General features: G+C 45.9%; 20 protein-coding genes. 6 read left to right on the top strand and 14 right to left on the bottom strand.

The annotated features are described in order from the left end of the window. Nucleotides 1–111: 111 nt before the first annotated feature. On the top strand, nt 112–2,373 hold the full coding sequence (locus H3V12_RS00255) for an AGE family epimerase/isomerase (RefSeq protein WP_198211908.1): 2,262 nt from the start codon (nt 112–114) through the stop codon (nt 2,371–2,373). 237 nt (nt 2,374–2,610) lie between these two features. Here H3V12_RS00255 and H3V12_RS00250 read toward each other — a convergent pair whose 3' ends face one another. After that, the gene (locus H3V12_RS00250; protein WP_198211906.1) at nt 2,611–2,895 is read right to left on the bottom strand and encodes a hypothetical protein; all 285 of its coding nucleotides are present in this window, start codon (nt 2,893–2,895) and stop codon (nt 2,611–2,613) included. 647 nt (nt 2,896–3,542) lie between these two features. Here H3V12_RS00250 and H3V12_RS00245 point away from each other — a divergent pair. Then, nucleotides 3,543–3,878 carry a hypothetical protein gene (locus H3V12_RS00245; RefSeq protein WP_343211705.1) on the top strand — a complete coding sequence of 112 codons (336 nt, stop codon included), beginning with the start codon at nt 3,543–3,545 and terminating at the stop codon, nt 3,876–3,878. A gap of 107 nt (nt 3,879–3,985) precedes the next feature. Here H3V12_RS00245 and H3V12_RS00240 read toward each other — a convergent pair whose 3' ends face one another. The 12 genes from H3V12_RS00240 to H3V12_RS00185 form a co-directional block, all read right to left on the bottom strand. Next, nucleotides 3,986–4,951, bottom strand: a complete 966-nt coding sequence (locus tag H3V12_RS00240; RefSeq protein WP_198211904.1) for a hypothetical protein — start codon at nt 4,949–4,951, stop codon at nt 3,986–3,988. A 645-nt stretch (nt 4,952–5,596) separates the two neighbouring features. Beyond that, nucleotides 5,597–6,361: a pyrroline-5-carboxylate reductase gene (locus H3V12_RS00235; RefSeq protein ID WP_198211902.1), complete on the bottom strand. Its 765-nt coding sequence runs from the start codon at nt 6,359–6,361 to the stop codon at nt 5,597–5,599. Beyond that, a complete protein-coding gene (gene metH, locus H3V12_RS00230) occupies nt 6,358–10,161 on the bottom strand; it encodes a methionine synthase (protein WP_198211900.1) in 3,804 nt (1,267 codons plus the stop codon). Before metH ends, H3V12_RS00235 begins: the two co-directional genes overlap by 4 nt. 130 nt (nt 10,162–10,291) lie before the next feature. Continuing rightward, nucleotides 10,292–10,537 (bottom strand): hypothetical protein, encoded by a 246-nt coding sequence (locus H3V12_RS00225; protein ID WP_077972485.1) that lies wholly within the window; start codon nt 10,535–10,537, stop codon nt 10,292–10,294. Nucleotides 10,538–10,839: 302 nt separating this feature from the next. After that, a complete protein-coding gene (locus tag H3V12_RS00220; protein ID WP_198211893.1) occupies nt 10,840–11,208 on the bottom strand; it encodes a YraN family protein in 369 nt (122 codons plus the stop codon). Between the two features lie 116 nt (nt 11,209–11,324). Further along, entirely contained in the window at nt 11,325–11,546 is a 222-nt protein-coding gene (locus H3V12_RS00215; protein ID WP_198211891.1) for a hypothetical protein, read from the bottom strand. Between the two features lie 133 nt (nt 11,547–11,679). Continuing rightward, nucleotides 11,680–12,564, bottom strand: a complete 885-nt coding sequence (gene rsmI / locus H3V12_RS00210) for a 16S rRNA (cytidine(1402)-2'-O)-methyltransferase (protein ID WP_198211889.1) — start codon at nt 12,562–12,564, stop codon at nt 11,680–11,682. A gap of 3 nt (nt 12,565–12,567) precedes the next feature. Next, on the bottom strand, nt 12,568–14,061 hold the full coding sequence (locus H3V12_RS00205) for a succinate CoA transferase (protein WP_198211887.1): 1,494 nt from the start codon (nt 14,059–14,061) through the stop codon (nt 12,568–12,570). A gap of 87 nt (nt 14,062–14,148) precedes the next feature. Further along, a complete protein-coding gene (gene pyrF, locus H3V12_RS00200; RefSeq protein ID WP_198211879.1) occupies nt 14,149–14,844 on the bottom strand; it encodes an orotidine-5'-phosphate decarboxylase in 696 nt (231 codons plus the stop codon). A 635-nt stretch (nt 14,845–15,479) separates the two neighbouring features. Next, on the bottom strand, nt 15,480–16,277 hold the full coding sequence (locus H3V12_RS11310) for a lytic transglycosylase domain-containing protein (RefSeq protein WP_083639727.1): 798 nt from the start codon (nt 16,275–16,277) through the stop codon (nt 15,480–15,482). 335 nt (nt 16,278–16,612) lie between these two features. Continuing rightward, nucleotides 16,613–17,758, bottom strand: a complete 1,146-nt coding sequence (locus H3V12_RS00190; RefSeq protein ID WP_198211877.1) for an Mrp/NBP35 family ATP-binding protein — start codon at nt 17,756–17,758, stop codon at nt 16,613–16,615. Between the two features lie 87 nt (nt 17,759–17,845). Further along, nucleotides 17,846–19,093, bottom strand: a complete 1,248-nt coding sequence (locus H3V12_RS00185) for an alpha/beta hydrolase (RefSeq protein ID WP_198211875.1) — start codon at nt 19,091–19,093, stop codon at nt 17,846–17,848. 726 nt (nt 19,094–19,819) lie between these two features. On the opposite strand from H3V12_RS00185, the gene H3V12_RS00175 reads away from it, so the two are divergent. After that, nucleotides 19,820–20,371, top strand: a complete 552-nt coding sequence (locus H3V12_RS00175; protein ID WP_198211871.1) for a hypothetical protein — start codon at nt 19,820–19,822, stop codon at nt 20,369–20,371. A 491-nt stretch (nt 20,372–20,862) separates the two neighbouring features. On the opposite strand, the gene H3V12_RS00170 is transcribed toward H3V12_RS00175, so the two are convergent. Beyond that, nucleotides 20,863–21,099 (bottom strand): hypothetical protein, encoded by a 237-nt coding sequence (locus H3V12_RS00170; protein ID WP_075916414.1) that lies wholly within the window; start codon nt 21,097–21,099, stop codon nt 20,863–20,865. Between the two features lie 271 nt (nt 21,100–21,370). Between H3V12_RS00170 and H3V12_RS00165 the strand changes: the two genes are divergently transcribed. The 3 genes from H3V12_RS00165 to rnpA all read left to right on the top strand — a co-directional run bounded on the left by H3V12_RS00165 (nt 21,371) and on the right by rnpA (nt 23,262). Beyond that, entirely contained in the window at nt 21,371–22,420 is a 1,050-nt protein-coding gene (locus H3V12_RS00165; protein WP_198211866.1) for a DUF4105 domain-containing protein, read from the top strand. Between the two features lie 165 nt (nt 22,421–22,585). Next, a complete protein-coding gene (rpmH, locus tag H3V12_RS00160; RefSeq protein ID WP_075869057.1) occupies nt 22,586–22,720 on the top strand; it encodes a 50S ribosomal protein L34 in 135 nt (44 codons plus the stop codon). Nucleotides 22,721–22,893: 173 nt separating this feature from the next. Continuing rightward, a complete protein-coding gene (rnpA, locus tag H3V12_RS00155; protein WP_075869058.1) occupies nt 22,894–23,262 on the top strand; it encodes a ribonuclease P protein component in 369 nt (122 codons plus the stop codon). Nucleotides 23,263–23,269: the final 7 nt, after the last annotated feature.

Here is a 23,269-nt window from a genome sequence, read left to right as displayed (position 1 = left end):
CATTTTAACAGTTTTATTATTTTTTAGGCGACGGGCGGCATTCACTTGACCTAAACCCTTGAAAAGCGATAGCAAGAATATGCTTTTTAAGTTCAAGCCGGAAAAGAAAAAATGGCCGAAAAGATCATCAGTTTTATTATGAGTGGCGGTGTTGGCACCCGCCTTTGGCCATTATCGCGCGAAGATTTTCCAAAACAGTTTCATGACCTTTCCGGCAAAGGCTCGATGGTATCCGGCACTGTCAAGCGCATGAACGCACGGACAAGCGGCCACGGGCCGATTTTTCTCATTGCCTCGGAAGCTCATGAATACCGTTTGCGCCATGATATTGCCGGATTGCCATTAAATGGCGGACGCCCGATTTTTGAACCTTTGGGGCGAAATACGGCGGCGGCTGTTGCTTTGGCAACAGCAATCACCCTTGCCGAATATGGTGACAGGCTCATTCTCGTTGCTCCGTCTGACCATGAAATTTCAACCGATGACGATTTTTGGAAAACCATTCATGAAGGGGAAGAAGCCGCGAGGAGCGGCCGCATTGTGGTTTTCGGAATTCATCCGGATAAGCCCGAAACCGGCTATGGCTATGTCGAAACAGGACAAGAAAAAAACGGCGTTTATGACGTTATCCGCTTTGTTGAAAAGCCGGATATTGAAACGGCCAAAAAATATTTGCAGTCGGGCAATTTTTTATGGAATTCGGGAATATTCCTTTTTTCTGCGGAAACTATGAAAAAAGCCTTTCTCGAATTCCAGCCGGAAATCTGGAAGAAGACTGTCGAGGCACTGGAAACCGCCCATACAGACATATCGGGCACATGGCTAAATTACGAGCTTTATGCGGCCATTCCTTCTGACTCTGTCGATTATGCCATTATGGAGCATGTCAAAGACATTGCGCTCGTGCCCGCCCGCTTTCACTGGAATGATCTCGGTTCGTGGCAATCGCTTTTGAACCAGCAATCAAGCCCCACACCGCCAGATGAGAACGGCAATGTGATTATGGGCGATGTTGTGGCGATCAATTGCCATGGCAGCTATTTGCGCTCGGAAGCGGGGTTACTATCGGCTGTCGGGCTTCACAATATGGCGGTTGTTGCGACAACGGACGCAACTTTTGTGGCTCCCGTCAAAGAAAGCCAGAATGTGCGCGACGTGGTGGCAACACTTGAAAAAGCCGGAAGGCTTGAAACCAAATTCACCCCTGCCGCCGATAAAATACCGCAAAGCGGTGCCTATCTCACCCGTGTCGAGCATTGGCTTTTTGATGAGGCGCTGCCGCTTTGGTCAACCCGCGGGGTTGACGAAAAAGGCGGCTTTTATGAAGCCTTGGGTTTTGACGGAATGCCGGTATTGCGCGCCAAACGCATGCGCACAATGGCACGCCAGATTTATGCTTTTGCCATGGCCGGTGAAATGGGCTGGGACGGCCCTTATAAAGAGCTGATTGACCACGGCCTTGAATTTATTGGCAAAAATGGCAGAACAGACCGCGGTGGTTGGGTTTTGCAGCTTTCACAAGATGGCAAGGTTCTCAACGCAACCGAAGACAGTTACGATCAGGCTTGTGTGTTGTTGGCACTTGCGCACGCCCATCGTGTCGGCAATAAAAAAGCCTTGCCGCTTGCTATGGAAACCTTTTCTTTTATCGACCTTCATCTTGCCGATAAAGAAGGCAAGGGCTTTTTTGAAAATGCCAAAGCCGACGGAGAGAAAACATTTCGCCGTTCCAACCCGCATATGCATTTGTTTGAAAGTTTCATGGCCTGGTATGATGTGACTGGTGACAGAGATTATCTTGAACGGGCAGAACGCATTGTCGACCTTTTCAAGGAACATTTCTTTGATGAAGATAGCTGGACCCTTGCCGAATATTATGACAAGGATTGGCAGAGAGCTCCCGCTCCCGATGGTGACATTTGCGAACCCGGTCACCATTTTGAATGGTCGTCGCTGCTTGTCGATTTTTCCAAAAAAACCAATGACCGCAGCGTTATAAAACTTGCCAAAAAGCTTTATGCCTCAGCGATTGCCAATGGTTTGAACCGCAAGACGGGGCTTGCCTATAACACAATTTCGCGCCACGGAATGCCAATCGACACCAATTCGAGAAGCTGGCCGCAAACCGAAGCGATCAAAGCAGCGCTTGCGCTTGATGGCAATGACGGGCCGGATCTGAAACCTGAAATAGAAGCGCGTGTGGGAAGGCTTTTCCGGTGGCATATCGACGCCGCCCCCAAAGGTTTATGGATTGACCTTATTTCGGAAAACGGCCGCGCCATTGCCGAAGATGTTCCAGCTTCCATTTTTTATCATATGATAACGGCTTTGACGCAATATCGGAAATTTGCCCAGCATTGGAAGGTGGCGTAAAATCTCGCCGGTCATTTCCTTAAATCTGCCCTGCCCCATTCAATCACCCGCACGGTCTTTTCATGTCACCCTTCAAAACAGGGGCAAGACTTGCCACGTTTAAAACCGGACGATCCGGGCTCACGCGGAAAAGTGTAAGATGCAAAATTCAGGAAAACAATAAAAAACCCGTCCGGCGTGTGTTGCCAAACGGGCTTTTATCGGGGTTCCGGTTTATGATTATCTTACGACAACCTATCAATACCAATGAGGATGCGGGTGCCAGGGCCGCGGACCATAATGGGGACCATGCGGGCCGAAATGGGGGCCATAATAGGGTGGCGGGGGCGGCGGAGCCGGATAGAAGTGCCGGTGCTCGAAATAGCGCCGATGCGGCGGATAGTGGTGATGATAGCGGTCATAATGATGATGATGGCCGTTATCAATGATGATGACAGGATAAACATCAGCCTTAGCAGAAAGTGCACCAAAAAGCGGCACTGTCATTGCAAGGCTTAAAAGAAGAACAATCAGTTTTCTCATGCGAGATATCCTTTTAACGATTCTTGAAACACATCATACGCTTTGTTAGCTGAACTTATCCTGAACTTTTTGTTAATCTTCTGTTCATCTTCGAGCCTCGAAAAGCTAATCTTCGCCACGCTACCGTCAACATTCAAAGCCGTGCTTATAAAGCAAAACACATTTCCCAAAAAGTTGGAAATGCTTGCCGAAAAGTGTCTCGATCAACTTCCGAAAAGGCACACATACTTCCCAAAAAAGGTTTTAAGCGCCCCCCCCCCGAAAAGGCACATATGCTTCCCGAAAAGTGTGAAACGGTTTTCGGTCAAGAAGCTTGTAATAAAGAAGTACGGTTTTCGGTAAAGAGCCACGAGAGTGAAAAGACTACGATTTTTTTGTGAGGCACCGCCACAGACTAAGAGACGGATTTTTAACAAAAATGTTTCAACAACTTGCCCGCTTTGAGATCTGGCAGAGACAAGAAAAAATGTTTGCTGAAAATCCACTTTGAAAACCGTTTCAGGGGAGTGAAGCTGGAGGATTGCCGGAAATAGCGACCGCATTATTGAGCAAGTTTGGCGATAGTCCCGCTTTTCTCCCGTCAAAATGGAAATTAATTGCAAAAAAATTATCTCAAGTATTACGATGATCGCACGAGGGAACCGTATGTGAAATATATTTTGCTGATTTTCATTTTTCTCAACGCTTCGCTTCCGGAGCTTGCTGCGGCAAATACACCGTGTTCAGGCCGGAAAGGCGGCATTTCCCATTGTGTTGGCAGAACCTTTGTCTGTAATGACGGTTCAACCAGCGCATCGACCAAAGATTGTTCGGCCTATATGGGCGGCCGTGCAACAAACCGCCAATCTTTGGAAAGTAGCCCGTCTTTCATGGAACCATCATCGGGAAATTGTTCTTGCCGATCGGGAACCTATTGCGTTGGCCCCAGAGGCGGACATTATTGCTATTCCGATAGCGGGCGAAAAAATTACTTTCCCCATTGAAGGCAATTCTCAATATATTGGTTAGACCGTTAATTGTAATGCTTGTTTAAAACTGAAATTTGGATAACCATCGTCAATATCAATTACCTTTATCAATAGCCGTGCTGTTATTTAATTCTTTTGTTGCTTTCACTGGCTATCAAAAGATTATCTGTTATCAATATCCTATAAAAAAACTCTGATCGGCCACTGAGACCCATTCGGTTCCTCTGATTAGAAACCAGCCATGTAAACTCGCCCGTGACTGAACAAAAATTTTCGCGATTACAGGTTACTTTAACAGTTTCGATTTTTACGCTATTTTTTCGTTCCGGCCAATTATGAAAGAAGTGTTTTTTATCGTTAATTACATCATCTCTGGAAACAATTTTACCATAGTATTCTACTTTTTCTAAATAAAGACTTTTCAATCGTTCCAAAGAAGGCGTGCCAGAATATAATACGAGAGAAATAACAAAGTTTTTTGCTTGCTCTTCTTTTTCGAGCGAGCTCCGAATTTTTGATTGAGCGTTTACATCACGTGTATCAAATTGAAATTCACGTTTTTCGTTATCATTAAAATAATAAATCTGGTCAGCAGATGTTTTTAACATGATCGGAAAGATTCTGGGATCAACTCCGTAGTTATTAAGCTGTGTTAATATATCGGCAACATTTAATTGCGCATATTCGATATCATTAACGCCACTTAATTGATGAACACCTAGACGTCCATCAAGTCTACGTTCTATCCCAGCAAAAAAAATAAACGAACATGCTGATGAACACTCTGCATTTTTCGGAACCCAAGTGGTCATATGATTTTTATGTATTTCATCGGCTATCTTTAATCCTTCATTAACATATCCACCAGGGCTTGAAAGAGCTATAATTTTGACGTTGGGATGATCGTTAAGAAGTTTAAGTAGAGATGAATAAGAGCTAAGTTTCAATTCACCATGCAAAAAGGCAACTGACGGTGTATCAGTATTCCAAAAAAACGGTGAATAGCTGACAAACTCTGGAAACGCTATAGTCGTAAAATTTAGCATTATAAAAATAGTTATAAAAATTCGTACAAAACATCCAGACATAAAAATACGATTTGATAATTATCTAATATTTATTGATATTACTTCTTATTCATATTAATCAATGTAATAATATCAATCAATAATAATATTGTTAAAATTTATTTTTAACCATAATTACGATATTTTTCAAAAAACCTATTTTTAGCGGGCTCCTTGCATATCTCATAAAAAGCCAATAGGTTAAGAACATCCATCTTGCATTCATGTTAGCAATGCTAGAACGTCATTAAAAGTACAAGAGTCGTAAAAGAAATTTTTAATTGACGATTTTTGCTGTCCTATCCAAATAAATCTTTCTCATTTAAGAAAACGAATAAGATATACATAAAAAGTAAAAACTATCTATAAATGAACAATATTTAAACTTATTTATTTTATATATCAAGAACAATTACGAATATAATATTTTTCTATTGAAGTGTTTGCATTTTAGTGCATTGCAAACTTTTCTTATTTCGTAGCTACAAGCTTAGATGAAGAAGAAAATTTTGCCAAATTTTCACGTTTCAGATTAACCTTCTCGAACCGCGCAAAATTTCTGTCGATTGCGTGACCGGCTTTTTCTATGCCCGTAAGCTTTAACGCACGGGCATTGTTTTGAACTTACAATCATTTCTCGGCGGTAGGTGATTGCTTTTAAGCGCCTCACTTACCTTTGATACGCTTGAACGCTTCATCAAGGCCGCCGGTTAAGGCTTCTCTGCCACCATGATCGGTGAAATATTCGGAGACCAGTTCGTTCGTGCCTTTCTTGGTCGAATATTCGGCTTCCAAAGCGGTAAAATCGGGCTTATTGGCTTTCCTTGCCTCGTCGGCAAGATTGCCAAACATAGAGGCAAGAAACGGTGCCGACTGGCTTTCATCAAGCCCGTTTTTCTCTAACCACCGGTTTGCTGTTTCGATGAAATTGAAATAGACGCCCATCAGAGAACCGGCCGTCATCATCAAGGCAAACTGGCTTTCATCCTTGACGGCAATTGCCCCACCCATCGCATTGAAAATTTTCTTCAATTCCGGATTATCGGGATAAATTGCTGTCATACCTTTGGCTTCCGCAACAAAGGGAAGCGGTACGGCGCGAAAAACCTTTTTGCCAATCCATTTTTCGGTCTCGGTTGCCGTTGCCATGGCAATAACCGAAATAACTGTTTTGGCTTTAGAAAAATCGAGCTTTTTTAGTTCTTCCTCGGCAATCTGGCTTCTTAAACAAATGAAAACATCATCGCTTTGGTCGATTACATCCTGATTGTCTTTGCCGATTTTCACCTTGTCAAAGCGTTTGGAAAGCTCTGCCGCGCGGTCGGCATTTCGGGGTGAAACCGTAATTTGTTCCACCGGAAGATTGCTCTTCATCAAGCCTTCCACCATAGCCGAGGCAATGGTTCCTGTACCGATAAAACCTAGTTTCATTTTTCTCTTTTAACCTCGTAATTCAAGATCGGGCCAAGCCAGCGTTCGACTTCGCTCACCGGCATTGCTTTTCTTTCGGCATAATCTTCAACCTGATCGCGTTCGACCTTGGCAACGCCGAAATAATAGCTGTCGGGATGGGAAAAATAAAGTCCGGCAACCGACGAGCCGGGCCACATGGCGTAACTTTCGGTAAGTTTCACACCGGTATTTTTTGTCGCATCAAGAAGCTCGAACAATGTGCCTTTTTCGGTATGATCAGGCTGTGCGGGATAGCCCGGAGCCGGGCGTATGCCGCGATAATGTTCAACAATCAGATCTTCTTTTGTCGAATTTTCATCGGCCGCATAACCCCAATAGACTTTACGAACGCGTTCATGCAGACATTCAGCAAAGGCTTCGGCAAAACGGTCAGCCAGCGCTTTGACCAGAATGGAAGAATAATCGTCGTTTTCGCGTTTGAAACGTTCGGCAATTTTTTCCTCTCCAAAGCCGCTCGTGACCACGAAACCGCCAAGATAATCGGGTGTGCCGACAGGCGCAACAAAATCGGCCAGAGCAAGATTGGGCTTCCCCTCGCGCCGCTGCAATTGCTGGCGCAAAGTGAAGAATGTTGCCCGCTCGTGTTTTCTTGTTTCATCGGTGTAAATGCGTATGTCATCACCAACGCGATTTGCCGGCCAAAAGCCGATCACCGCTTTCGGATGGAACCATTTTTCGGCAATGATTTTTTTAAGCATTTTTTGCGCGTCGTCATAAAGCTGGCGGGCCGTTGCCCCCTGCTTTTCATCATCAAGAATTGCCGGATAACGCCCGCGCAATTCCCAGCTCTGGAAAAACGGTGTCCAGTCAAAATAGGTCGAAAGTTCGGCAAGATCCCAATCGTCGAATTTTTTGACACCAAGAAATGTCGGCTTGACCGGTTTATAATTCTTGAAATCGAGTTTGAGTGCATTGGCGCGCGCTTCACTTAATGAAACGCGGGTCTTTTGTTGTTCGCCCCTTTCATGGGCGGCGGCAAGCTTTGCATATTCCTGACGGATTTTTTTGATTGTTTCGGTTTTCGTCTGCGGGGAAAGGAGCGATGAAACAACCCCCACTGCCCGACTTGCATCCAGCACATAAACACTCTGCCCGCGGTGATATTGCGGGTTGATCTTGACGGCCGTGTGAACGCGGCTTGTCGTTGCCCCGCCGATCAACAAGGGAATGTCGAAGCCCTGACTTTCCATTTCATGGGCAACATTGACCATTTCATCAAGCGAAGGCGTAATGAGGCCGGAAAGGCCGATTGCATCGGCTTTTTCACGCCGTGCCGCATCGAGAATGGTTTGTGCGGGAACCATTACCCCAAGGTCGATAATCTCGTAATTATTGCAGGCAAGCACAACGCCGACAATGTTTTTGCCAATATCGTGAACATCGCCTTTGACAGTTGCGAGAATAATTTTACCCGCACTCTGGTGGCCTTCGCCACCATTTTTACGCTTTTCCTCTTCCATATAGGGAAGAAGAATGGCCACAGCCTGCTTCATCACGCGGGCGGATTTGACCACCTGAGGCAAAAACATTTTGCCGGATCCGAAAAGGTCGCCCACCACATTCATGCCGGCCATAAGCGGCCCTTCAATGACATCAAGCGGGCGTTCGGCTTTTTGGCGTGCTTCTTCCGTATCAGCGTCGATATATTCGGTAATGCCGTTGACGAGAGCATGTTCAAGGCGCTTTTCCACCGGCAATTGTCGCCAGCTCAAGTCTTTTTCTTTCTTCACGCCGCCACCGGCCTTGCCGCGATATTCTTCCGCCAAAGAAAGCAAGCGTTCGGTTGCGCCTGCGTCCTTATTGAGGATCACATCTTCACATGCTTTTTTAAGCTTCGGTTCGATTGTATCGTAAACGGCCAATTGTCCGGCATTGACAATGCCCATATCCATACCGGCGGCAATTGCCCGATAAAGGAAGACCGAATGCATCGCCTCGCGAACCGGTTCATTGCCACGAAACGAGAATGACAGATTGGAGACCCCGCCGGAAATATGGCAATAAGGCAATTTTTTGCGAATTTCCTTGGTCGCTTCGATAAAATCGACGGCGTAATTATTATGTTCGTCAATGCCGGTTGCAATGGCAAAAATATTGGGGTCAAAAATAATATCCTGAGGCGGGAAACCGACCTTGTCGACAAGAATTCTATAAGCCCGCTCACAGATTGAAACCTTGCGTTGTTCGGTGTCGGCCTGGCCTTTTTCATCAAAAGCCATCACCACAACCGCCGCCCCGTAACGGGAGGCAAGTTTTGCGTGTTCGATAAACTTTTCCTCGCCCTCTTTCAAGGAAATCGAATTGACGATGGATTTGCCCTGCACACATTGAAGACCGGCTTCAATAACTTCCCATTTTGATGAATCAATCATGACGGGAACACGGGAAATATCAGGCTCGGCGGCAAGAAGATTTAAAAATTTGCGCATGGCCGCAACGGAATCAATGAGCCCCTCATCCATATTGATGTCGATGACCTGCGCACCGTTTTCTACCTGATTGCGCGCAACATCAAGAGCAGCCGTATAATCATTATTGGTTATGAGTTTGCGAAACCGTGCCGACCCCGTGACATTGGTACGCTCGCCAATATTGACGAAAGGAATATCGTGAGTGAGTGTAAAGGGTTCAAGACCCGACAAATGCAAAAGCTTTTCCTGCGGCTTGGGCTTCCTCGGTTTGAACGGTTTGACCGCCTCGGCAATGGCGCGAATATGATCAGGCGTGGTCCCGCAGCAACCACCGACAATATTGATGACACCTTCACGCGCATATTCTCCAAGCTCTTTTGCCATAATTTCCGGCGTTTCATCATAACCGCCAAAAGCATTGGGCAAACCGGCATTGGGATAAACACAAATCAGTTCTTCTGTATTGGCGGCCATTTCCTTCACAAGTGGAAGCATTGCCTTTGCGCCTAATGCACAATTAAGCCCGACAGAAAACGGCTTGGCATGGGCAACCGAATAAAGAAAGGCTGTCGGCGTCTGCCCTGAAAGTGTGCGCCCCGACATATCGGTAATTGTGCCGGAAATCATGATCGGCAATTCGATATTTTTTTTGGCAAAAACTTCTTTGGCAGCAAAAATAGCCGCTTTGGCATTGAGCGTATCGAAGATCGTTTCAATGAGAAGCAGGTCAACACCGCCATCAATCAGTGCATTGATTTGCTCGCCATAAGCAATGCGCAATTCATCAAAGGTAATGGCACGAAAACCGGGATTGTTGACATCGGGCGAAATCGAAGCGGTCTTATTGGTGGGGCCAATGGAGCCGGCAACAAAGCGCGGCTTGCCATCTTTCTCTTCGGCCCGTAAAGCCGCGCGGCGCGCAAGACGGGCGCCGTCACGATTAAGCTCATAGACCATATTTTCCATGCCATAATCGGCCTGCGCAATGGTGGTTGAAGAAAATGTGTTGGTTTCCAGAATGTCGGCACCGGCCAAAGCATAGCGCAAATGGATGTCTTCAATGGCTTTCGGCTGGGTCAATGTCAAAAGGTCGTTATTGCCTTGAAGAGCGCAGCTACAAGCCACAAACCGCTCGCCACGGAAATGTTCTTCGTCAAAATGGAAAGACTGGATTTGCGTTCCCATCGCGCCATCAAGAATAAGAATGCGCTCGCGTGCCAATTGGCGCAATTCTTCCGTGCGGTTTTTCGGCTTTTCTGTTTGACCGAACAATTGTTCTACAGGATTTTGCGTTTTGCCCGAGGCTTTCTCTTCACCGGAAGATGACTTTTCGACAATATGTGACATAGCAGGGGAACCTTTCATATCAGCCGGTCATGAGTGACATAAAGATTTCTTTATGTCAATAAATTCCAAGAATAGAAATAAAAAACGCCGGTATAAACCGGCGCCTTTTTAATAAAACTTTTTGTGATCGTCACCGGACAAAAATACCGATAGAGCAAGCGACACACAAAACTGACAGAATTATCAAAATAAGATAGGCTTTTTTCTTGTCGAACAGAATTGCGAAAGCAGAAAACCAGCCCATAATACCGGCGCTTAATGCAAACATAAAACCGGCGCGGTTCATGGCAACAAGATGGGCAGCCAAGAGGCCACCGATAATCAGCGCACCAAAAACTATTATAAGACCGGTTGCGAACTTCTCATAATCGTCCATAATCAATCCTCTTCAAGCGGGCTTGCAATTCTCATAAATCAAAGTCCGGCTACTTGATGTTACTTTTCCTTCTAGCGCATGACAGACAAAAACAAAATGTTTTTTTCGTTCGTGCCTCTTCAACAATGCGTCTGCTCGCGAAGTTTCTTTCATGGAACCGTTTTTCCTCTCCCGAACTCTTCGTCGTTAAAGCTATTACACTCTATTTATTGCAGAAGCTTTTATGAACAACACCGTTTATGCTGAACAAACTGAACTTGCCAAACCGGAATTGCCGGTTATTTTTCCCCGCTTGTTGTTTTTCAATTTTCCGGTTGAAAGAACGACTCTATATGACGGGGAAATTTCCACGGGCTGATCGCAATCAAATCATAGCGCAGCCGCAGTTTTTTAGCGTCAGGCTGGCGTGCAAGAAAAACATTTGCCGCTTTGTCAATGCGCTTTCTGCTCTGTTGTTTAACCGCTTCCATCGCCTCTTCAAGGGTGGGGCGGGCTTTCACTTCAACAATGGCAATAACATGCCCACGCCGCGCTATAATATCAATTTCGCCGAAACGGGTTTCAAACCGGCGTGCCGCAATATGATAGCCCTTCATTTGCAGCCATAAGCCCGCAAGCCTTTCAGCATAAATGCCGCGTGAATATATTTTCTGCTTGCGTTTTTTGTTCATGATCTCTCTTCATGAAAGGGGAAGACAAATGACACATCTATCTACTCATAAGAATAAAGATTTATACAGAAATATTTTTTAAAATATACCGTGCTTAGATCGTTCCCTTAACTATTTCAAAGGCGAGAGGGCCGAAAATTTAAAAATTGACGGAAAAGAAATTTAACGGATTTGTTGAGCCCCTCATCTCTTTCAGCTACTCGGGCTTTTTTAGCCACCTTAAGCTTTTTCATCCTCTTATCTTTTTCGGTTACGCAAGCTTCATATCCTCTGGCCTTCTTGAGCCCCTCATCTTTTTCAGTTACTTGAACCTTTCGAGCCACCTTAAGCTTTTTCATCGCCCTTGTCTTTTTCGGTTAGGCGGGCTTCTTATCCTCTGGCCTTCTTGAGCCCCTCATCTTTTTCAGTTACTCGGGCTTTTTTTAGCCACCTTAACCTTTTTTTTAAAGCCCCTGATCCGCTTCAAAAAGCTTAATCCTTCAGCGATAAAAGGCGTTTGTAGAGTTCCGGTTTTTTGTGTCCTGTGATTTTCGCCGCTTCTGCTGCGGCTTTTGCTGCCGGATAATCTTTAGCAAGGTCGGTCAGAAGCTTGTCGATTTCTTCCGTGTCGAATTTTTCTTCCTGTTTTGATGGCGGCTCGACAATAATGACAATTTCGCCGCGTATTTTTTCGCTATCATTATAGCGTTCTTTCAATTCCAAAAGTGGCGCGACATCGACTGTCTCGAATTTTTTGGTCATTTCGCGACAAATTGCACCACGGCGGTCTTTCCCGAAAACATCAACCATATCAGCGAGAGTTGTCGACACGCGATGCGGGGATTCGTAAAAAATCAATGAAGCAGGAATTGCGCCCAGTTCTTCAAGGCGAGCTTTTCTTTGCATGGACTTTGTTGGAAGAAAGCCGGAAAAGAAAAAGCTGTCGGTTGGTAGGCCTGTTGCAATCAATGCTGTCAAAGCGGCAGAAGCACCCGGAACGGGCACAATTTTGATATTTTTTTCGCGCGCTTCGGCAACCAGCCGGAAACCGGGGTCGGAAATAAGCGGCATACCGGCATCACTCACCAGTGCGACCGACTGGTTCTCTTCGAGAGCGCCGAGAAGTTTTCTGCCTGCTTCCTCGACATTGTGTTCCTGATAGACAATCGGCTTCTGGTGAATACCGTAACGATCAAGCAATATGCGTGTCACTCTGGTATCTTCGCAGGCAAGAACATCGGCAGCGGCAATTGTTTCTATTGCCCGCAAGGTAATATCGCCAAGATTTCCTATCGGTGTTGCCACAAGGTAGAGCGCCGGTTCAAGTGCCGGTGCTTCATAAGCATTCGCCCCGATGATGTATTTCCTGTCTGCCAAAACTCATCCTAACATTGAACCCGTTTTCTTGAACTTTTCATGCAACGAAAACGCTTCTTCAAGAATATGCGGGGTCTGGCCACCGGCCGTTTTGCAAGCACGATCGAAATAATCGCGCAATATATCGTGATAATCGGGATGGGCACATTTTTCAATGATAAGCGGAGCACGTTCACGTGGTGCAAGACCGCGCAAATCGGCATAACCCAATTCTGTCACCAGAACATCGACATCATGCTCTGTATGATCGACATGGGCAACCATTGGCACAACGGAAGAAATCTTGCCACCTTTGGCAACCGATTTCGTTACAAAAACCGAAATATAGGCATTCCTCGCAAAATCGCCCGAACCGCCAATACCGTTCATCATATGGGTGCCACCGACATGGGTCGAGTTGACATTGCCGTAAATGTCGGCTTCAAGCGCCGTATTGATCGCAATAATGCCGAGCCGACGGATAATTTCCGGATAATTCGATATTTCTTGCGGCCGCAGGATCAACCGGTCCTTATAGCGCCCGATATTCGGGAAAACACGTGCAGCACAGGCTTCGCTCAAAGTAATGGACGAGGCCGATGCAAAATCGAGCTTGCCGGCATCGAACAGTTCGAATGTCGAATCCTGCAACACTTCGCTATACATTTGCAAATTATGGAACGGGCTATTCACAAAGCCTGTCAGAACCGCATTGGCAATGGTGCCGATACCGGCCTGAATGGGGCTTAATGTCATATCCATGCGCCCCTGGTCGACTTCTTTTAAGAAAAATTCGGTCAAATGGCGGGCAATGGCATTGGTTGCATCATCGGCTGGCGAAATCAATGACGGGCTATCCGGCACATCCGAAATGACAATGGCCGCAATCTTGTTTTTATCTACCTTGATTGATGTCGTGCCGATGCGCGTATCCGGTTTTACTACCCCGACGGGCTTGCGGTTCGGCCGTGCTTCGGGAATATAAATATCATGTATGCCTTCAAAATCCGGATTGATGCTGGTATTGAGTTCGATAATAATTTTATCTGCCCCCAAGGCAAAGCTTGCCGAATTGCCGACAGATGTTGTCGGCACGATCGAACCATCTTTATGAATCATCATCGCTTCGATAATGGCAATATTGACCGGTGGTAACTGGTGGGCGCGCAATTGCTCGACCACTTCCGACAAATGTTCGTCAATAAACATAACCTCGCCGCGATTGATTGCCGCTCTTAAAGCAGTGTCAACCTGAAACGGCATACGACGGGCAAGCACGCCTGCCTCGCTCAATATCTTGTCGGTGTCATGACCAAGGGAAGCGCCCGTCAACAGGCTGATTTTAAAAGGGTGTTTTTTCGCCCGTTTTGCCATTGCATGAGGAACAAGTTTGGCGTCGCCCGCGCGGGTAAAGCCGCTCATACCAACGACCATTCCGTCTTTGACAAGGTTTGCCGCCTCGTCTGCCGAGACGATCTTTGCTCTTAATTCCTCGCTCTGAATACGGTCTTCAAACATTTTTTACTCCCATCTCTCGATAGCAACAAGGCCAACCTCTCCCGCCAATTTTGAAAAATTCAAGTGAAGACTATCGAACTTATGCTATCAAGCCTCTTTCATTTCATCCAAGATATTTCTTGCCGCTTCCAACGGATTATCGGCTTTGATAATAGGCCGGGCTACCACAAGATGGCTTGCACCGGCCTCCATTGCTTCTTTCGGGGTCATAACACGTTTCTGGTCACCTTTATCGGCCCCTTTCGGGCGGATACCGGGGGTAACCAAAGCCATGTCAGGGCCAATCACTTCCCGCAAAGCGCGTGCTTCTGCGGCAGAGGCAACAATGCCTCCCATTCCTGCTGAACGGGCGTCTTTTGCCCGCTTCAACACCAATGTTTTTGCATCGTCAAAGTAGCCTGCCGCTTTAAGATCATCGTCATCCATCGAGGTGAGCACTGTCACACCAAGAAGACAAAGATTGCTTCCTTTGGCCGCGCTCACAGCTGCCCGCATGGCTTTCGGATAAGCATGAACCGTCAACATATCGACGCCGAGCTTGACGATATTTTCAACCGCACTTTTTATCGTATTGTCGATATCGAGAAGTTTCATATCAAGGAAAACTTTTTTGTTTGCCGCTTTGAGCTCGCGGGCAAATTCAAGCCCGCCTGCAAACAATAATTGATAGCCGATTTTATAAAAGCTGATGGTATCGCCCAATTCCTGTACCAGCTTTTCTGCCTGCCGAATATCAGCGACGTCCAACCCGACAATCAACCGATCCCGCATAACACTCGCCATCAATCAAACTCCATTGCAATGCCCTTTTCGGACAATCTTTTTTAAGTCCCCTTTTTCGGGCGACTTTTTTTAAAAACCTGATTGCATGTTTAAAAACCTGCAATCACCGAACCCGCTATTACGACTTGAGAAGCCATAAACTTCCCGTTCAGCTTCTGCCTTGAGCGCTTGTTTTAAAACCAAACGACTGGTGAACGGATAAGGTTCCCTTTAAAACTCATTATCAGGCATAAACAAAAAGCACAACTTGCCCGTCTTTCCAATCAAGCAATTGTGCTTCCGTTTTTCTATAATATTCACTGTTTTCATTGCTTCAAAACTTCAAAACCCGACAATCAACCATCGTTTACTATTATCCCCGGTCGGTCACATAGACCGGCGTTCAAAAGAATGCCGTATGTTTTATCCGGCAATTCCACCCCGAACACTCGGGTAAACAGTGGTCAATCTTTTTAAAATCGACATCATTTCCCTCAAAACGATATCTATTGCCGTAAAACCGATATCAAATCATTGGCAAATGAAATATCAAAAGAATTGCATCATGAGCAACCTTCATGCTTTTGCTCTTCAACAAAAGCACGTGTTACAATGAAAATGGCAATCAAACAGCGTTTCGTCTGTTTTTAAAAAACTCATGTACCGCTGTTTTTGAGCTGAGGGATCGGAATATTGACAGTGCCGTTACCTGTACTTGCATCGGTCTTTTGTCTGGTAACCGATTCAACGGCGGCTTTGGCATCATCGGAAATGCCGGAATTGTCACCAAGCCCCGTCTCGTCAAGCAGACCTTTGGCCTTGGCGTCATAATAATAACCACGGGCATAAAGGCGCACTGCCTGCGCTTCGTTACCATCGGCAACCTTATAGGCACCGGCCAGATATTTTACCGCGAAACGCAAATTGGTTTCTGCGTCAAGCAACCCCTTCGGGTCGCCCTGATAACCCATGCCTTTGGCCGTCGGATGGCTGATTTGCATCAATCCGAGATATGGGCCATTACGAATATTGGGATTGCCGTTGCTTTCGCGTTTGACAACGCGTCTTACAAGACTTTCCGGCACATTATAGGCCATTGAATATTTGGAAATGAGTTGTTCGACTTCCGGACTTGCATGGGCAAGTTCAACAGGACCGGATTGGCTTTTCAATGCATTGGGATTGGCCGCATTGGAATTTAGTGCATTTGCTTTGGCAAGTGCTGCCGGATTTGCTTCCTTGCCGGTATAGGAAAGTTCCTTGAACACCGGCACCGGAATTTTTTTATCGATCAGATAGCCATACGATAGAGGTGTCGTCATTGTTCCGACACGCGCTATAGACGTGGTCGCATCGGTGAGTTCGGTCTTCGGTTTGTTCTGCTGTGTACAGGCACCCAAAAACCCCGTTAATACGATAATACTACCGCTGACAATCAAACGTCGTTTAGTCATGCACCACCCGTTTTTTTTCAAACTTACGCAAACTTTTTAAAGAAAGCCAAAATCACGGCTGTCAAAACGCACATACACAGTACAAAAAGTGCGTTCCGGCCTTTATTTGCCGATTTCATGGCAATCCTGTGACCAAAGTGTCATTTTCTTGTCATCAAAGTGGATAACCCCTTAAAAACTTAATTCAAACAGGGGATAAACCCGTTTTTAATGACACCTCGAAGCATTGCTTCAAACTGTTGAAAACAATATCTTCAAGCTTCCCGAAACGACATCTAGGCACGTCGGTTGCAAAGTCAACCTAGCACAACTTGTTCGACTTGGCAAAACATGGTTTACGAAAGGTTATTTGCGAGCTTTTCTGCAATCTCCCGATAAAGTTTGGCAAAAACGCTTTGCGGCTTTTCAATGAAGACAGGCGTGCCCGCATCCGACAAGGCGCGAACGTCCGGATCAAGCGGGATTTCGCCCAAAAAGGGCACCTGCCGGTGATGGGCTTCGTTGCGCGCCCCGCCATGGCCGAATATGTCATAGCGTTTGCCGGTATCGGGAGCGATAAAATAGCTCATATTCTCGATCACACCCAAAATCGGCACGCCGACCTTGGTAAACATTTCGATTCCCTTGCGCGCATCAACCAATGCCAGATCTTGCGGAGTGGAAACAATCACTGCACCGGTCATCGGCACTTGCTGGGCAAGTGTCAATTGTGCGTCGCCGGTGCCGGGGGGCATATCGACAACCAGCACATCAAGCGGCCCCCACAAAACATCACGCAAAAATTGTGTAACAGCCGACATCACCATCGGCCCCCGCCAAACCATCGGGCGGTCTTCATCCACGAGAAAGCCCATCGACATCAATTTCAGGCCGAATTTTTCAAGCGTTTCAAGCTTGTTGCCTTCAACTGCACGCGGACGCTGGTTGATAAGGCCGGTCAATCTCGGCAATGACGGTCCGTAAATATCGGCATCAAGAAGCCCTGTTTTAAAGCCCCTGTCGGCAAGTGCCAATGCCAGATTGATTGCTGTTGTCGATTTGCCAACGCCACCCTTGCCGGAAGCCACAGCGATAATATGTTTGACCCCTTCGATCGGCTTTTTTTCACCAATGCCGTGGCTCGCACGCGCAATCTTCGGGCTAGCGTGCCCCGGTTCGACAACAATTCTTTTTGCCGGTGCTTTATGGGGCTCATCGTTATTTGTCGTTTTACCGGCATTGGCCGAACCCTTTTTCTCGGCAGTCAATGTGACAATTGCGGCTTTGACGCCATCCATTGCCTCGACCACCTTCTGGGCAGCCTGTCGCAACGGCTCCAGTTCTTGTGCCCTTTCATCCGGCACAGTTATCGAAAAGAACACTTTTCCATCGGAAATGAATATTTCCGAAACCAGCCCGAGCGAGACGATATCGCTTTCAAAATCGGGCCCTTTTACTTTTCTCAATTCGTCGATAACAGCATCGCTTGTGATATTGGACACGCGCATTTCCTTCCTGCAAATCTGCTGGATTTTTGTCTTTCCTATCGCGACGGAAAGCCTTTGGTCAACCGGCTAACGAGCAGTTTTTTAAACTTTTGTATTGGCCGAAATCCGATCCAGATTCTGTTCTTTGATCCATTTGACAATAACATCCCGATCAGCTTCGCCTATCATATGGTTACTATCGACCATTGCTGCATCAACCTTTGCACCATTTTTCTTGAAAACCGACAATAAAGCCGGCGCGAAAGGCGAATAAAGCGCATCTTTTTTACCCGAAATAATCAAAATCCGATTTTTCGACAAATCCTCTTTGTCGCTATTGTCAATTACCGGCATGGAACGCATAAGAATGGCGCGTCGGGCAAAACCGGGATGGCGCATCATAATCACAGCAAGCAAATTCGCGCCATTGGAATAGCCGACAAAAGTTACCCGCGACAAATCGAAATGATGCTCTTCGGCAAGGTTTCCCATAAATTTTACAAAAGCATCGGCTTCACTACTTGCGTCTTTCTCGTCGAATTTTGTCGGCGTTATCTTTTTGAACCAGCGCGTTTCACCATTCTGCACAATGCGCCCGCGAATGCCGATGAGCGTTGCCTTCGGCCATATCGGGCGGGCAAAAGGAAAAAGCGTCGTTTCATCGCCACCCGAACCATGAAGCAGAATAACAACCTCCCCCGAAGGATGATCGATACGGTCGATGCGATAAGTAAAATCCGGCAAATGAACAAGGTTCATTCGGCCTTCGCTGTTTTCCTGCATGACAGTCTCTCCTGATGGCACGGCTTTTCCTGATGGTGGGGTTTTTCCTTTTGAAGCGTCGTCTTCATTTCCTCTTGAAGCGGCTCTTCCTTCCTGTTTTTGCATTTGCGGCATTTTTAAAAGGCCGGATTCGAGCGGCCGCGGAACCTTTGTATTCACCGCTTCGGGCAGCGTTGCATTGATCGTAATGAAAGGTGCTTTTCTTTTACTGTCAGGCGCATTTCCAATAGTCCCCATTGCCGCTGTTTTAACCGGCAAGCCCTTCTTCGAGACAACACGTAAATTTGCAGGCGTTTGCCTTTCAGCAGATTGAATAGCTGAAGTTTTCATGTTCCTTGGAGGCAAGCCCATTTGCCTGAAATTGATCTCTTCGGGCATTTTGTCAGCAAGGGCAGTGCTGTTTTTCAAAAATTTATTGTCTGGTGCAATAAGTCCGGATGTTTCATTTTGTTGAATTGTCGCCTGCGGCTCTACGGCCGCGGCCGAAAATGCGCTGTCACAAATAAAATTTGTTAAAACCAGCAGCAGAAATGCAAGAATAAAACCTGATCCCTTTTTCATAAACATAATTTAAAAAACACGTTATCAGACTTTATCAATATAGGTATTTCTCACGATTTCGGCAAAACAATTGGCAGTGATAACCTCATTCACGGGTAAGGTTTAATCCGCCCCAAGTGGGCAATCATCACGCATTCGGGCGGCAATCATCATGCTTTCTTGGAGTGACTGTTTCTTTTTCTACCAATGATTGACCAACTTTTCCCGCTTGCTTCCTATATTTTCTGAAACTCTTTCCCCTCCCCTTAACTTTCTGTTTTCCGGTTTTTTCCTTCCCTCCCATGTCCTTCTTTTCTCCTCCATTGCGTCTCTATCTTCTCCTTATCGTGTTTCCGCTTTCACCTTTTTCTCCCACGGCCTACTGCCCGCTCGTATTCTTCATGCCTCACATCTTTTCTATCTTCCCTCGTTTCTATTTTCCATCTTTTTTGTCTTGCCTCGCCTTCCGGCATCCTCATCGTCGTCTAATCACTGCAACCGCATTGCAAGATTTGGTAATCATCATCAAGCACGCGTGAACGTTGCCACCTCCCCGCCCACTGCTGCTCCCGCCTGTTTTGCTCCCCCCCATTGCTTTTACTTTTTACCTCCGCTTGTTTTTGCTCTATTCCCCTGTTTTCCAATTTTTTGATTGGCCTTTCTTTTTTATTGTTCGCCCCCGCTTTTCAGTTTCCTTATCTTTATTGCCATATCTTCCGTGTGTTCTTTTTTTGCTATGGGCTTGATCTTCTGTTGACCTTGCTCATGCAATTTCGAAACACTTTTCCACAACTTTCCCGTGTAATTTATTTACAAAACAATCGACAAGCGTTGACGCAAGTTTCCTTTGCGCTATTGTCTTTTTACGGGTGGCATGCTCCTAAGGGTGGGCAACTTCTTTTCCGGTTCCTTCTTCTTTCCGGCTTTCTCCCTTACCCTTTTGCCACCTATCATTTTTTCTTAACCTTTGTTTTTGTCTCTCGTCTTTTCCCGTTTCACTTGACGTTGTTTTTTCCTCGTCGCTTCCGTTGCCATGGTGATTTTTTTAATTTTCCGCCCTTTTCTTGCCGCCTTTTTTTCCCTGCGCTTCGTTTTGAATTTTTCTCGCCCCCCTTATTCACCTCTCTCATTTCTCATATTTTCAGCACCTTTATGTTTTTCCGGATTTTAAGTACCAGCGGATTTTTTCCTGAAAACTCCGGAGCCCCGTTTTCCTTTCGCCACCTCTCCGGCTTCTTCTTCCTCTTTATTGCCTTTCTTTTTTTCAACACCCCTTTCGCTATTTTGCTGCTCGCCACTTTATGAAACATTGCTATTTTCAAGTCAGGTTATCTTTCACCGCCTTTTCGCATAGAACTTTCTCACACACTGTCAGACTTGACGGCCAGACGAAAAGCCAGACGAAAAGAATAAGATGAACCATGTCAGGCAAACCGGACTTTTTGCCTATTTTTCTCGCATAGGTTGTATTTTTTTAAAATATTTGGGAAATACATTGCTACAAAGCAGCCCGATTGACGGTTAGCCAAATAAATTAATAGACTGACAGATGACAGCCTTTTTCAAGCTTGAAGGTGTCTCATCCTGTTGCACCTCCCAACAATCGCCAATAAAATTTTATTTCAAAATTTGCTCTGACATTTTTGTCGATCATCCGGCAACGGGTTTTGAAATGACGCTGACACAAAAGCCCCTTACAGAGAAAAAGCCATTTCTCACAGAAAGGTGAATTTTTACCCCCTCGAATATAAGGCGAAAATCCAACAGGCCATTAAAAAATTAAATTTTCCAAAGAGTTAAATTTCTTTACCGAAATGCAAAGCCATGCCCTTGCGCAAGGCTTCCACACACAACATCTCGCGCAAAAATTCATCATTCACATCGCATTCGGGATCATAAAGATGAAATTCTCTAACCGCCCGTTCGACCTCGAAAACACCATTAGACGAACACTCCATAACGTAACTTTCCGATGAAAGATATTGACGAATCATAAAGATCAGTCGTTGCATATTGTTGCAATGGTCAGTCATCCTGAAACTCGCTACACTCACTCCCCAAAAACTGTCTTCGGCAATCATAGGTTGTTTTGATGATGAACACAACCCAATTCTTCTCTCTTGGAATTTTTCGCTTGAAAAGTTCCGGATGCATTGTTTTTCAATAAAACGTCTACCTGAAACCTGAAAAACCGTGAAAGTTCTACTTGAAACATTCTGCTATAGATTGAAAATGGAGAGTTGATTTTTTAAAAAATCGGGGCGACCAAGCGGGTGCACAACCAGATAACCAGTCGGATATTTTATGCAAAAACTTCATTCCACTAACGGGCACACATCAAAACATATTCTGACACGCTTTTTCGGGCAGATTGCGCGTGCAATCTGGCTTATCTTTGCCTTTTTTATGCTGGTTTGGAGCCTCTTTGCTTTTTTCTACCAGTTGCCATTCAATATGGCGGGCTTTGTTCTTGTTGCTGTTTTATGGCTGGTCGTCGGCATTTATGCGCTCGTCCTCGAATTCAAAACCCCATGGAAATCGCGCATTCTTTTAGCGCTCATGTTTATCGGCGTGATCATATGGTGGTCGACAATCAGGCCGACACTGCACCGTGATTGGGCACCCGAGCTTGCGCGCAGTGTGGAAGCCACATTCGACCCGATCAATCCCGATATTGTCCATCTTCAAAACATCCGCAATTTCGACTGGATTGCGCCTTACGAGGGAAAGGAAAACTGGGAAAACGGGACTTATAATGTCGATGATCTTATCGGGCTTGATGTCTATTTATCCTATTGGATGGGGCCCTATATTGCCCATACGCTTGTGGGCTTTACATTCAAGGACGGGCGCCATCTGGTGTTTTCTGCCGAAATCCGGCGCACAAAAGAGCAGAGCTTTTCTGCCATTGGCGGTTTTTTCAAAGAATTCGAATTGATTATGATTGCCGCGCCTGAAGAAGATATCATAAAACTGCGCACCGATATCCGTCATGAAAATGTTTATCGCTACCCGATCAACGTGGGCAAAGAAAAGATAAAAGACCTGTTTTTGAACTATCTTGAAACAGCCGACAAACTTGCCCATCAGGCGCGCTTTTATAACACGGTTACGGCCAATTGCACGACAGTCGTTTTCGACATGGCGCGCATTCTCGACCCCGGTATTCCGCTTGACTGGCGCATTCTCTTTTCAGGACAGCTCCCCTCCTATCTTTATGACCTCAAAGTGGTCAATACAGAAAAATCATTAAAAGAGCTTGTTGACGAAGCCCATATAGAGCCCCAGATAAATGGCCGTCGTGACCAATATTCTGTTGATATCAGACGGGTGCAAAACACGAACAACAATTGACTCGGCGAAAACTAAACCGTATAAGCGCAAAAATTGCCCTGTCCTTTATTCGAAGTACTTTATTCAGAGCACTTTGTTTAGAAGCACAAGGTTTGAAAACTGTTCAACCGGCGGGAAACCGCACATAGAACCAAGAAGGGCCGCACGCCGCGGTATGTTAAATAAATGAAACGTACATATCAACCGTCCAAACTTGTCCGTAAACGCCGCCACGGTTTCCGTGCGCGCATGGCAACCCTTGGTGGCCGTAAAGTTGTCGCCGCTCGCCGCAACCGCGGTCGCAAGCGCCTTTCAGCCTGATTTTCAATTTTTCAGGTTTTTTCAATTCTTCCGGTTTTTCAGGGATTTTACAACGGCGGGAAAGATGGGCTTTTTGACTAGCTATTTTTCCCTTTTCCGTTGCAATAGGTCAGTGTTGAGACACCCGTTAAAACCCGCTCTTTCAAGGCAGAGTTTTGTTAGAGGTTTTTCCGATGAGTGAGAAATCCTTCCTCCGCCTTCGTAAAAGGGCGGATTTTTTGGCATTAAGAAACGGTGAAAAACGGCGCGGACCGTTTTTTCTTCTCGAATCGAAAAGCCGGGATTTACCGGAAGAAATCAAATCCACAACTTTGCCGCGTGTCGGTTTTACTGTCACGCGCAAAAATGGTAATGCAGTCAAGCGCAATCGCATCAAGCGGCGTTTGCGCGAAGCTTTCCGGCTTTCATTAAAGCGTGACATTGCCGCCGGGACAGATTATGTCATTATTGCGCGGCCCGATGCGCTTCTAGCATCATTCGACAGTCTGACCGGAGAAATGGAACGCCGGTTCAGGCAAAAATTACAAAACTCGAAACGGTAACAGGACA

It is taken from the genome of Bartonella sp. W8167, from assembly GCF_016100335.1.
GTDB classification, from domain to species: Bacteria; Pseudomonadota; Alphaproteobacteria; order Rhizobiales; family Rhizobiaceae; genus Bartonella; species Bartonella apis.
Note: the sequence above shows the minus strand (reverse complement) of the source record. Positions and strands in the feature narration are given on the sequence as shown.